This window comes from Hymenobacter sp. BT559 (assembly GCF_016427535.1).
Lineage (GTDB): Bacteria > Bacteroidota > Bacteroidia > Cytophagales > Hymenobacteraceae > Hymenobacter.
Window position 1 is genome coordinate 1,371,752 of sequence record NZ_JAELXV010000001.1, and the last position, 12,625, is coordinate 1,384,376.

The 12,625-nt window shown below is 62.5% G+C and carries 9 protein-coding genes; 5 read left to right on the top strand and 4 right to left on the bottom strand.

Going from position 1 to position 12,625, the window contains the following annotated elements:
• Position 1 precedes the first annotated feature (1 nt).
• From JAO77_RS05670 to JAO77_RS05680, 3 genes are all read right to left on the bottom strand, one after another.
• Positions 2 to 931: a hypothetical protein gene (locus JAO77_RS05670; protein ID WP_213019315.1), complete on the bottom strand. Its 930-nt coding sequence runs from the start codon at positions 929 to 931 to the stop codon at positions 2 to 4.
• 156 nt (positions 932 to 1,087) lie between these two features.
• On the bottom strand, positions 1,088 to 3,496 hold the full coding sequence (locus JAO77_RS05675; protein WP_198989320.1) for an FtsX-like permease family protein: 2,409 nt from the start codon (positions 3,494 to 3,496) through the stop codon (positions 1,088 to 1,090).
• A gap of 13 nt (positions 3,497 to 3,509) precedes the next feature.
• Positions 3,510 to 4,196, bottom strand: coding sequence for an ABC transporter ATP-binding protein (locus tag JAO77_RS05680; RefSeq protein WP_198989321.1), 687 nt, complete (start codon positions 4,194 to 4,196; stop codon positions 3,510 to 3,512).
• A gap of 129 nt (positions 4,197 to 4,325) precedes the next feature.
• On the opposite strand from JAO77_RS05680, the gene JAO77_RS05685 reads away from it, so the two are divergent.
• Together JAO77_RS05685 and JAO77_RS05690 are read left to right on the top strand one after the other, a co-directional pair.
• Positions 4,326 to 5,144, top strand: a complete 819-nt coding sequence (locus JAO77_RS05685) for an AraC family transcriptional regulator (protein WP_198989322.1) — start codon at positions 4,326 to 4,328, stop codon at positions 5,142 to 5,144.
• 27 nt (positions 5,145 to 5,171) lie between these two features.
• Positions 5,172 to 6,794 carry an FAD-dependent monooxygenase gene (locus JAO77_RS05690; RefSeq protein ID WP_198989323.1) on the top strand — a complete coding sequence of 541 codons (1,623 nt, stop codon included), beginning with the start codon at positions 5,172 to 5,174 and terminating at the stop codon, positions 6,792 to 6,794.
• A gap of 52 nt (positions 6,795 to 6,846) precedes the next feature.
• Here the strand turns inward: JAO77_RS05690 and JAO77_RS05695 are convergent, their stop codons facing one another.
• Positions 6,847 to 7,188 carry a hypothetical protein gene (locus tag JAO77_RS05695; protein WP_198989324.1) on the bottom strand — a complete coding sequence of 114 codons (342 nt, stop codon included), beginning with the start codon at positions 7,186 to 7,188 and terminating at the stop codon, positions 6,847 to 6,849.
• A 163-nt stretch (positions 7,189 to 7,351) separates the two neighbouring features.
• Here JAO77_RS05695 and JAO77_RS05700 point away from each other — a divergent pair, with 163 nt between their 5' ends.
• The 3 genes from JAO77_RS05700 to JAO77_RS05710 all read left to right on the top strand — a co-directional run bounded on the left by JAO77_RS05700 (position 7,352) and on the right by JAO77_RS05710 (position 12,502).
• Positions 7,352 to 8,713: a sigma-54-dependent transcriptional regulator gene (locus tag JAO77_RS05700; RefSeq protein ID WP_198989325.1), complete on the top strand. Its 1,362-nt coding sequence runs from the start codon at positions 7,352 to 7,354 to the stop codon at positions 8,711 to 8,713.
• Between the two features lie 4 nt (positions 8,714 to 8,717).
• On the top strand, positions 8,718 to 10,097 hold the full coding sequence (locus JAO77_RS24485; protein WP_198989326.1) for a sensor histidine kinase: 1,380 nt from the start codon (positions 8,718 to 8,720) through the stop codon (positions 10,095 to 10,097).
• Positions 10,098 to 10,399: 302 nt separating this feature from the next.
• Positions 10,400 to 12,502 (top strand): glycoside hydrolase family 97 protein, encoded by a 2,103-nt coding sequence (locus JAO77_RS05710; RefSeq protein WP_370549806.1) that lies wholly within the window; start codon positions 10,400 to 10,402, stop codon positions 12,500 to 12,502.
• The last annotated feature ends 123 nt before the right edge of the window (positions 12,503 to 12,625 follow it).

Here is a 12,625-nt window from a genome sequence, read left to right on the forward strand (position 1 = left end):
GTTATTGCACGCCAAAAACGTGGTTTTGATAATCAATAATGACCGTGTTGTGCAGGAAATATGCGTTGCCGGTGATGCCCCAGACGCCTTCCTCCTCGTAGAGCTTATCGAACTTGTGCAGGTTGTCGGCAAACACCAGGGCCTCGGGTAGCTGCTTGGTGCCGTAGTAGATAGCGCCCGTAGGCCGGCGGCCGTAGACGTAGTAGTACTCGCCCCAGCTAGAAGTTTTGATGGAGTCTTGCACCGCGCCGGGCGCTAGTGTGGCGGCGCGCTGCCGGGTGGTGAGCAGGGCAAACAAGCTGGAGCCAGTATCGAAGAGCAAGTCTTCTTGCTGACCATTGATGCGCAGCGGAATCTTGATGCGTCCATCCTTCAGCTTGAAGGGCTGGAACGAGGCCTTAGCGTAGGCGGCGGGTACCTTATCGACCACGCAAAGCCGCTGGTGTGGGTAGTCAATAATGAGTACCCGGTTCTGGAAAAGGTCGGGGGCGATGGTACCGACATGCACCTCCGTTTTGTCGGTCAGCGTTTTGGCAGTCAGCTTGTCGCCAAAATTTCTGAAAGAACCGAGGTCGCGCAGTCCAAAATCAATGGGCCCTAGTTTGAGCTTGACGCCGACCAGCTTCGGGTTTTTCTGGCCTTGCATGTAGAAAGTGTGGGTGGTATCCAGCTTAACGTTGAGCGCTGGATACTTGGCTAGATAGGGCGCGATGGGATTGCCGTAAACATGAGTAGTCTTGGCCCCTAAGTCTAGCTGCATCTTGAACTTATGAGGCAGGTTGTCCAGGGTTACCGGCACTGTGATAGCTACCTTGTCGAAGCGGCGGCCGGCCAGCGTGCCGCCCTCCCAGTTGAAGGGTATCCAGGGTAACTGTTGCCCAAAGGCAGAAGAAGTTAGGAGTAGGAAAAAGAGGGTGACTAGCTTGTTCATTCGCGGCAGGTCTTGGAAAGTGGCCTGCCCTAGGTGTTGCCAAACAGATGCCACTTGTGCAAGTGCCTTACTTTGAGCGCTCTGTAAAAAAGCCTGCCTCGCACGAGTGTTCGAAAACGAACACCAGTTGTTCGCTGCCGAGCAGCCCGGCGCTCGCTACTTGGCCCGTAGGGCCGGGGCGGGCGGAGCCAGCGCCGCCCGCAAGGTGAGGTAGCCAATGGTGAGCAGCATCACGAGCGCCGTGCCAGCCAGCCCGGCCCCAAACAACCAGGGCGACAACTGGATGTGCGTTTCGAACTGCCCGAGCCACTGCTGCATGAGCCAGCCCGTGAGCGGCGCGGCTACCCCAAACGACACCAGCAGCAGCCCCACAAACTCGCCCCCGAAAGACGCCACAATCTGCCCCGGCCGTGCCCCGAATATCTTGCGAATGCCGATTTCGCGGGCCCGCCGCTGCACCAGAAAAGCCAGCAGCCCATACAGGCCCAGGCACCCGATGGCAATGGCCGTGCCCGCCGCCAGCCGCACGAGCGCCAATTGCTGCCGCTCGCGCCCGTAGAACCCAGTCAGCACGTCGTCGAGGCGCGTAGCGCTGAAGAGGTGCTGGGGGTAGTAGCGGTGCCAGATGGCGCGCACGGCGAGCGGCAGCGAGTCGCCCGCGCTCGGGGCCAGGTGCAAGGCCAGGGTTTCGTACTCGCCCCGGCTGGAGTAAAGCACGGTGGGAATAACACCCAGCTGCAAGCCGCTGTAGTGCCAGTCGCGCACCACGCCCAGAATGGGGCCGCTCGACGTTTCGGCCCCGTTTTCTAGGTGCAGGTGGTGGCCGATAACGGCGGCCGGCCCGCCCACGCCCAGCTGGCGCACGGCGGCTTCGTTGAGCAAGTAGCCGCGCACGGTGTCGCTGGCGGGCAGGTTGCGGCCGGCTACCAGCCGCAGGCCAAATAGCGGTACGTATTGGGCATCAGCCGGCAGGCGCGCCAGCAAAAAAGGCTCGCGGGAAGCTCGGTTGTCGTAGGAAAAGTAGTTGGTATTGACAGTGTTGATGGTGGGCGCATCGTAGCAGAAGCTGAGCCCCAGCACACCTGGCACCCGCCCTAGGTCGGCTGTAAACTGCTGAAAGACGGACGGCCGGAGCCAGCCAGCCGGCACTACCACCCGCCCGCTGGCCGCGAAGCCAGGGTCGGTTTTCAGCCACACGCTTAGCTGCTGAAACATCACCAGCACGGCCAGTATGAAGCCCTGCATAAGGGCCAGCTGCGCCACCACCAGCCCTCGCCGCAGCCACAGGCCCCCGGCCGCCAGCGTGGGCGCCTGCCCCTTGAGCACCTGCGCTGGCCGAAAGCCCGCCAGCACCCGGCCGGGGTACCAGCCCGCGCCCAAGGTGAGCAGGGCCACTAGCCCAAGTAGAAAAAGCCAGGCGGCCCCGTCCAGCGGCCTCGGGATGGGCGTGTCGGTCCAGGCGCGCAGCCAGGGTAGGCCGGCGTTGGCCAGCACCAATCCGGCGCCAGCGGCTACCAGTACCAGCAGGAGGGTTTCGCCCAGAAAATGCCAGAAAATGCGCCGACTGGTGGCACCCACCGTGCGCCGCACCCCGATTTCGCGGCCCCGCCCCAGGGCCTGCGCCGTAGCCAGATTCACAAAATTGACGCCCGCCGTGAGCAGCAGCAGCGCCCCAATGCCAGTAAGCACATCTAGCGTGGCGTGGCCGACGTAGCGGCCGGGGTTGTACTGCGCCGAAAAATGCAGCTCGGTCAGCGGCAGCACCTGGTAGCGCACCTTATTTAGCGTCGTGGGCGAGTATCGGCGGTGCACGGCACCTAGGGCTTGCGCCAGCCGGGCGGGTGGGGTGCCAGGCGGCAGCAGCACCCAGCCGTGCGTTTGGGAACTCACGCCATCCCAAGTCGTGAGGGGCGTGCCCGAGTGCTGGTAGTAGCGCAGCGTGGCGTAGGAAATGAACAGCTCGTAGGGCTGGTCGGTAGCGGTCGGAATATCATCGAGCAGGCCCGTCACCTGCACGTCGAGGTAGTTATTGAGCCGCAGGCAGCGGCCCAGCGGATTGGCCGCGCCGAAGTACTTGCGGGCCAGCCGCCGCGTGAGCACCGCCGTAAAGGGGTAGCGCAGTGCCCGCTCCGCCGTGCCCACCCGCCATCGATACGCTAGAATAGAAAAGTACTGCGGCTCTACAAACGCCACCGCCTGTTCTTCAGCGTACTTGGCGCCGGGCTGCCCGGCCGTACCCAGCACCCGCACGTACTGGTTTTCCTGCCCAATGCTCATGGCCACGGTCCCTAGGTCCGGAAACTCGTGCCGCAGCGCCGGGCCTACGGGCGTCGGAATGCCCTCGTTGTAGCCAGTGCCGCCGTAGTGCTGCTCCGTCACCAGCCGGTAGGTGCGGGCGAGCTGCGGCTGGTCGGCCTCAAAGCTCTGGTGAAAGCGCACAAACCAGTATAGCAGCAGGCTGCACGCCAGCGCCAACGCCAGCCCGCCTACATTGAGGAGGGTGTAGGCCGGGTGCCGGCGCAGGGTGCGCAGCGTGTACAGCAGGTGTGGAAAGCGCGAAAGCATAAGGCAACGGCGACTAGTGCGTGGTGAGCAGCACCTGCCCATCGTGCAGCCGCACGGTACGGTGCGCGTACAGCGCATCGGGCTCCGAGTGGGTCACCATGATGACGGTCATGCCCGCCTCGTTGAGGTCGGTGAGCAGGCGCATCACGGCCTCGCCATTGGCCGAGTCGAGATTGCCAGTGGGCTCATCGGCCAGCAGCAACCTAGGCTCGCTCACTACTGCCCGTGCAATGGCCGCCCGCTGCTGCTGCCCGCCCGATAGTTGCCCCGGCCGGTGCTGTTCGCGGTGCCGCAGTTGCAAACGCTCTAGCGCGGCCTCCACGCGCTGCCGCCGCTCTGCGGCGGGCACGCGGGCGTACACGAGCGGCAGCTCCACATTCTGGTACACCGTGAGCTCGTCGATGAGGTTAAACTCTTGAAAAACAAAGCCGATGCGCGGTTGCCGGAACAAGTCGCGCTGGCGCTCGCTGAAGCGCGTGACGTCGGTGCCGTCGAACAGGTAGCGCCCACCATCCACGGTGTCGAGCAGTCCTAGCACGTTGAGCAGCGTCGATTTGCCGCAGCCACTCGGCCCCATGATGGCCACAAAATCGCCGGCCGCCACCTGCAAGCTCACATCTTGCAGGGCCGGCGTTTCGACGCCGCCGGCCAGCCAGCCGCTGGGGCGGTACACCTTCTGTACATTGTGCAGCTCGAGCAAGGGCCTAGGATGGGGGAGGGGAGAAATTACAAAGAAAGCGGCGCGCCCGAGGCTTTTGGTGCGGCGCACCTCCGATGAGCTCCGCCACTACCGCAGCGCCGGGCGAGCCGCCCTAGGCTATCTTCCCCTATGAAGCCTCAAGAAATCGAGCCGCCGGAAGAGTTGCGGAATGCCATTAAGTGCTTCTGGCACACTACGCTGGACTTCGGCGCGCAGCCTTCCGATTTTGAGGTGCTGCCGGACGGCTACGCCGAAATTATCTTTCATTTTGGCCCCACGTGCAGCATTGCCACCCCCGAAGGTTGGCAGCCGTTGCCTTCCCCTTTCTTGATGGGACTGCTCAACCAGCCGGCACGGCTGCAATCCACCAACCGCCTGGAGGTCATTGGGGTTCGCTGCTATCCCTGGACTGTATTCGAGCTGCTGGGCCTGGCGGCGGGCAAAGGTGATGTGCGGGTCTTCGAGCATCCCATTGCCCAGTTGCAAGCCCCGTTGCAGCAAGCCATTCAGGCTGGCAACGTGGCCGACGCGCTAACCCAGGTGAGCCAGTATTTCCTGGCCGCTCGCTCGCGGCTGGCTAGCGACAGCACGCTCGGCAAAGCGGGCCGCGCGATGCGGGCTGCCCACGGCACCCTGCTGGTGAGCCAGGTAGCGGCGGCCGCGCACGCCACCGTGCGCACCCTAGAGCGAAAATTCAAGCACGCGGCGGGCCACACTGTAAAAGATGTGTCGGGCCTGATACGCTTTGAGCAGGTGCGCAACCACTTGTGGCTGACGCCCACGGCCAACTTGGCCGGCTTGGCGCAGGAGTTGGGCTACGTGGACCAGGCCCACCTCAGCCGGGAGTTTAAGCGCTACAGCGGCACCACGCCCGCCGCCTTCGCGCGCCAAGCGCAGCGCGGGCGCCAGGCGCTGCGCACCGATTTTGTCGCGTTTGTACAAGCCTAGGGCAAGTGGTCGCCGGAATTTTGTGGCATGAAAACTATTTCTGAAAGCGCTAATGCCGCCCCAAATCAGGCTATTTACGATGTCATTATTGCCGGTGCGGGGCCGGTCGGGTTATTTCTAGCTAGCGAGCTGGCTCTGGCCAACTGCACCGTACTGGTGCTGGAGAAGGCCGAGCATCCGCACTCGCCCCTGAAGCAGATGCCGTTTGGGATGCGCGGGCTCAATGCCCAGTCGGTAGAGGCGCTGTACCGCCGCGGCCTATTGAACGAGCTAGAAGCGCATAAGCGCCTTAAAATGCCGCCCTTCGCCGCTACCGACAAGTCGGGGGCCAAGCCCCAGGTGGGCGGCCATTTCGCCGGCATCACGTTTACCAGTAGCACCATCGACGCCTCTCAGTGGCCGTATCGCCTGCCCAGTTCGACTGCTGTGCAGCTGCTTTCGGAACTAGAGGAACTGGAAACGGTACTGGCACGCCGCGCCACCGCCCTAGGTGTCACCATTGCGCGCGGGTTAGCCATCACGGACTTGCAGCAAACCGCAGACGGGGTAACGGTGCAAGCGGGCGGCCAGTCTTTTGCTGGCCAGTGGCTCGTGGGCAGCGATGGCGGCCGGAGCGCCGTGCGCAAGCTAGCCGGGTTTGACTTTGCTGGCACCGAGCCCGAGTTTACCGGCTACTCAGCCCAGGTCGACTTAGTGGACCCCGAAAAGCTCAAGTTAGGCCGCCACGTCACGGCCACCGGCATGTACATGCAGTCGCAGCCCGGCTACCTGATTCTACAGGACTTCGATGGCGGCGCCTTCCGAAAATCCGGCCAGCCCGCTACCCTCGACCATCTGCAAGCGTTGCTGCGCCGCATCTCGGGTACTGATGTGACCATCAGTGCCCTGCACCTCGCCACTACCTGGACCGACCGGGCCCGGCAGGCCACCACCTACCGCCGCGGCCGGGTGCTGCTGGCTGGCGATGCCGCGCACATCCATTCGCCGCTGGGCGGCCAAGGGCTGAACCTAGGGCTGGGCGATGCCCTGAACCTGGGGTGGAAGCTCGCCGCCACCATCCAAGGGCAAGCGCCAGAAGGCCTGTTGGATAGCTATTATGCGGAGCGTTACCCCCTAGGGGCCCAGGTGCTGGACTGGTCGCGCGCCCAAGTGGCCCTCATGAAACCAGACCCAGCTGCCCGCGCGGCGCACGCCATCATCCGCGACCTGATGGCTACGCACGATGGGGCTGCCTACTTTGCCGGCCGCGTGTGGGGAATGACCACGCACTATGACCTAGGGGGCAGCCATCCGCTAGTTGGCCACAGCGTGCCCAACTTCGAGCTGAAAGATGGCCCAACGATAGGCGAGCTCCTACGCACCGGCCACGGAATACTGCTTGATTTCGAGGATAATGCGGCCTTGAAAACGCTGGCTAGCGACTACGGCGACCGCTTGCAATACGTCTCGAGCCGAGCCAAAGACCAGCTAGGCCTGCGCGCCGCCTTGATACGTCCCGACGGGTTCGTAGCCTGGGTGGCAGAAGGCGACCTAGATAGCAGAGAGCTTCGGCAGGCGGCCGACCACTGGTTTAGGAGTAATACTGCTCGCGGTGCCACAAGCCTGTATCGGCCTGCAAAAGAAAGCCTGAGGCAAGATATGGCTACCTAGGGCTCTATTTAATCGAGTGCAGGTTGCTCATCGAGCCCGCTTGCCCGAAGATTTATTGGGTTACTCGCCGTAGGATATAGCGTGTGCCCGGCCCCTGCTCAAACTGGTAGGGGACAATGGAAATGACCTGCCACCCGCAGGTAGCCAAGTAGTTCAGGGCATCTACTTCGTAAGAGCAGCTGTTCACTTGCGCGGCTTCCATGAGCTGGCCCGAGATGTAGCGATTGCCGACCACTAGCTTAATAGCCGCTTTGCCGTCGGCTTGCCCGACTGCATTCACAATGCAATACTGCTCGGTAGCGGTGGCTGGCGCGGTAGCCTTAGCTGCCGCTGGCGTAGCATAGCCTGGCGAGGCCAATAAAAGCAATAGGCTGAAAGTGAAATACTTGAACATGAAAAAAGAAGGGTGTGAGATAGGTATAAGGACTACTTGACCTGCAAAGTGGCAATTACTAAGCCAGTCTGACCCGTAGATAGGCGATAATGACGGCGCTGGGCCACCGGGCGTCCCCGTTGGCGGGGCTATTTTTGAGTGTGAAACTGCCCCGCACTACTTAATGGCGAGCGCCCCGCTACTATTCAAAGCCACTATTCTGGTAGTCGACGACGACCCCGACGTGCTGCTGGCGCTGGCCCTGCTGCTACGCCCGCTCGCCGGCCGCGTGCTCACCGAAAAGAATCCTGAGCGCCTGCCCACCCTGCTGCGCCAAGAGCGCCCCGACCTGGTGCTGCTCGACATGAACTACCAGAGCGCCGCCAACACCGGCAACGAAGGTTTCTACTGGCTGGCCCATCTCAGAAAGCTGGCACCCACCCAGGCCGTAGTGCTCATGACGGCCTACGGCGACATCGACCTGGCCGTGCGCGCGCTCAAGGACGGCGCCGCTGACTTCGTGGTAAAGCCCTGGCGCAACGATAAACTCGTGGCCACGCTCACTGAGGCCCTAGGTCGCGCCAGCGGCGCAGCGCCCGCCTCAGCCCCGCCGGCTAACCAGGCGGACACCGCCCTAATCGGGGACTCGGACGCCATGCAGGCCGTGCGCTACAAGCTGGAGAAAATTGCCCCGACCGATGCCAACGTGCTCATTATGGGCGAAAACGGCACCGGTAAAGACGTGGTGGCCCGGTTGCTGCACCAGCTTTCGCCGCGGGTAGCGGGCCCGTTCGTGGCCGTAGACCTAGGAACCATTACCGACAGCTTGTTTGAGTCGGAGCTGTTTGGGCACCTAAAGGGCGCCTTCACCGATGCCCGCCAGGACCGGGCCGGCCGTTTCGAGGCCGCGCAGGGCGGCACGCTCTTTTTGGATGAAATCGGCAACCTGCCCTTGCCTCAGCAAGTGAAGCTGTTGGCCGTGCTGCAAAACCGCCAGGTGGTGCGCCTAGGTAGCAATACGCCGCTGCCCATCGACGTGCGCGTGCTCTCGGCCACCAACGCCCCGCTCTACCAGCTGGCGGCCGAGGACCGGTTTCGCAAGGACTTGATTTACCGTCTGAATACTATTGAAATAACGTTGCCACCCCTGCGCGAGCGGGGTGATGACGTGCTGCTGCTGGCCCGCCACTTTACGGCGCAGTACGCCGCCAAGTACCACAAGCATGACCTAGGGCTGGCCGACTCTGCCTTGGCGCGACTGCGGGCGCACGCCTTCCCCGGCAATGTGCGCGAGCTGCAACACACCATCGAGCGGGCCGTGATTATGGCCGAGGGCAGCCTACTGCACGATACTGACCTACTGTTTTCGCCGCTCGAAGCAGCACCCCCCGCGGCGCTCGCCCCCTCGCTGCGGCTCGATGAGCTAGAGAAGTCGGCCATTCAGCGCGTTATTGATAAGCATCAGGGCAATATCTCGCAGGCTGCCCGCGAGCTGGGCATCACGCGCATGGCCCTGTACCGGCGGCTGGGCAAGCATAATTTGTAGCGCCGTGCGGTATTCCTACCCCTTCGCGCTGCTAGTACGCACCGGCCTGCTGCTGCTCATGCTGGTGGGCGTGGCCGCCGCGCTGGTCAGTAGCCAGCCCATCTACTGGGTGCCGGGGCTACTGCTCACAACTGGGCTGCTGGCCGAGCTGGTGCACTATCTCAACCGCAGCAATCGCGACCTGGCCGACTTCCTGGCCGGCCTGCGCTACGAAGATTATGCGCTCACCTTCGGCACCAAGGGGGCCCCCGCCACGGTGGGCCAGCTGCGGGCGGCCTTCAATCAGATAAATCGGAGCTTCAAGCATTTGTCGCGCCAGAAGGAAGCGCAGCACGTGTACCTGCAAAAGGTGCTGGGACTGGTTAATACCGGCATTCTGTCGTTTTACGACCCGCACGCCCCGGCCACCGAACTAGAGTGCGCCGGCCCGGCCGTGCCCGGTGAGGTGCGCTGGCTCAACGAGTCGCTGAAGCGGCTGCTGGGTGTGCCGTATCTCAAGAATATCCAGGCGCTGCAAAAGCGCGACGCTGCCCTCTACGAGGTACTGCTAGCCCTCAAGCCCGGCGATAGCCGCACCGTGCGCCTGCACCAGCAGCCGGTGTTGCTCTCGGCCACGGCCTTCAGCGATGAGTACGGCCGCACGGTGCTAGTAGCATTCCAGCCGGTAGGCGAGGTGCTCGAAGAAACTGAGGCGCAGGCCTACCAAAAGCTGCTGCGGGTGCTCACTCACGAACTCATGAACTCGGTGGCGCCCATCGCCTCGCTGGCCAATACCCTACACCAGCAGTGGGAGGCCGCCTCGGCCGGCACCGCCCCGCTGCCCGCCTCCGTAGCCGACCTAGGCCGCGGCGTGGCCGTCATTCGGCGGCGCAGCGAGGGGCTGCTGCACTTCACCCAGACCTACCGCCAGCTCAGTAAGCTCTCAGCGACCACCTTCCAGCCGGTGGCGGTGTGGGCACTGTTTGAGCACGTGGTGGGGCTGCTGGAGCCCACCTTCGAGCAGCGCGGCATCGACCCCGACATCGTGCTGGCCGACACCGACCTGCACATCATGGCCGATGCTACGCTGGTTGAGCAGGTGCTCATCAACCTTGTAACCAATGCCCTAGAGGCTATGCAGCACCAGTCGGCGCCGCAGCTGCGGCTGGCTGCTTATCTCCAGGAGCCGCACCGCGTAGTGCTCGAAGTAACCGACAACGGCACTGGCATCGACGCCCCGCTGCTCGATGAAATTTTTGTGCCCTTCTTCACCACCAAGAAAACCGGCAGCGGCATCGGCCTGAGCTTGTCGCGCCAGATTATGCAGCTGCACCGCGGCAGCATCCAAGTCCAGTCGGAGGCAGGCCGCGGCAGCCAGTTTCAGCTGCTTTTCCCAAAAGTGTAGCCAGCAAGCAGCTCGGACTTTCAGTCCGAGCGCAGCGAGCTAAGAGCTTATCTAGATAGGTGTATAAATTGTTGTCATGCAGCGCGTAGCGCAGCATCTCGCTTGCTTCGTTGCTAACGCCAGAAATTACTGCACCACGTGAGATGCTGCGCTACGCGCTGCATGACGACCTATTCGGATAGGATAGATTCTAAGCGTTGCTGACGGACCTTTGCGGCTCGACCTTCCCCACATCCACTTTGCTCTTTTTAAATTCTTACGTGAAACAAGTTCACTTTCCTAGCCGCCGCCTGGCTGGCCGGGTGCTCGTGGTGCTGTGCCTGAGCTGGCTAAGCCAGCAGGCGCGGGCCGAAGAAATCAAGTCGCCCAACCGCAACCTGACGCTCAATTTTAGTTTGCAAGCGGGCGGCGTGCCTACCTACAGCCTTACCTATAAGGGCCGCCCGGTCATCAAGCCCAGCCACCTAGGGCTGGAGTTGAAGGAAGGCCCGGCCCTCACCAACGGCTTTGCCGTGACGAGCAGCAAAACGCGCGCTTTCGATGAAACCTGGACGCCGGTGTGGGGCGAAACCAAAACCATTCGCAACCACTACAACGAGCTGACCGTCACGCTCACGCAGGCGGCCACCAAGCGCGTGATGCTGGTGCATTTTCGGGTGTTCGACGATGGCCTAGGCTTCCGCTACGACTTCCCGAAGCAGTCCGAACTGGCGTATTTTGTGGTGAAGGAGGAGCGCACGCAGTTCGCCCTGGCCGGCGACCACAAGGCCTTCTGGCTTCCCGGCGACTACGACACCCAGGAGTACAGCACTACCACGTCGAAGCTCTCGGAGGTGCGGGGCCTAATGAAAACGGCCGTGACGCCGAACTCTTCGCAAACCACGTTTTCGCCCACCGGCGTGCAAACGCCGCTCATGCTCAAGAGCCAAGACGGCCTGTATATCAACCTGCACGAGGCCGCGCTGATTGACTATTCCACCATGTCACTGGACCTAGACGACAAGAACATGGTGCTGGAGTCGCACCTCACGCCCGACGCGCAGGGCAACAAGGGCTACCTCCAAACGCCCTGCCTGTCGCCCTGGCGCACCATTATCGTGAGCGACCGGGCCGGCGATATCCTGGAGTCGAAGCTGGTGCTCAACCTCAACGAGCCCACCAAATACAAGGACGTGTCCTGGATAAAGCCCACCAAGTACGTGGGCGTGTGGTGGGAGATGATAACCGGCAAGAGCACGTGGTCTTACACCAACGCCACTAACATCAAGCTTGACTCCACCGATTACGCCAAGCTCAAGCCCAACGGCACCCACGGCGCCAACACGGCTCATGTGAAGGAGTACATCGACTTTGCGGCCCAGCACCACCTCGACGCAGTGCTGGTAGAAGGCTGGAATACCGGCTGGGAGGACTGGTTTGGCCAGAGCAAGGACTATGTATTTGATTTCGTGACGCCTTATCCCGATTTCGACGTGCAGGAACTGCACCGCTACGCGGCCAGCAAGGGCGTTAAAATCATCATGCACCACGAAACCAGCGGCTCGGTGCGCAACTATGAGCGGCACCTAGATAAGGCGTATAAGTTTATGGCCGACAACGGCTACAGCGCCGTGAAGAGTGGCTACGTGGGCAACATCCTCCCCAGGGGCGAGCACCACTACGGACAGTGGCTCAACAACCACTACCTCTACACCATCACGGAGGCGGCCAAGTACAAGATTATGGTGAACGCCCACGAGGCCGTGCGCCCCACCGGCCTGGCGCGCACCTACCCCAACCTCATCGGCAACGAGGCTGCCCGCGGCACCGAGTACGAGTCGTTTGGCGGCAACAACGCCGACCACACCACCATCCTGCCCTTCACCCGCCTCATCGGCGGGCCGATGGACTACACGCCGGGCATCTTCCAAACCAAAATCAGCGCCTACAACCCGCAGAATACGTCGTTTGTGCACAGCACCTTGGCCCGCCAGCTTGCCCTGTACGTGACTATGTACTCGCCGCTGCAAATGGCCGCCGACCTGCCCGAGACCTACAACAAGCACCTCGACGCCTTTCAGTTTATCGAGGACGTGGCTGTGGACTGGGACGACTCGAAGGTGCTCGAAGCCGAGCCCGGCGACTACATCACTATCGCCCGCAAGGCCAAGGGCAAGCCCAATTGGTTTGTGGGCAGCACCTGCGACGAGCAAGGCCGCACCTCCACCATCAACCTAGGCTTCCTCGACCCCGGCAAGAAGTACGTGGCCACCATCTACGCCGACGCCAAAGACGCCCACTACGAGAAGAACCCCCAGGCCTACGCTATCCGCAAAGTCAACGTGACCAACAAAACCAAGCTCACGCAGTACTGCGCGCCGGGCGGCGGCTACGCCATCAGCCTCATGCCGAGCGCTAGGAAGTAATTGGCCCTAGGGTCGGTTTATAAAAGAGCGTCGGGCTGGGTGGCCCGGCGCTCTTTTTTTGTAAGTAGCGTGGCGCCTCACCCCTCAGCCCCCTCTCCGAAAAGGAGAGGGGGAGCCGAACGC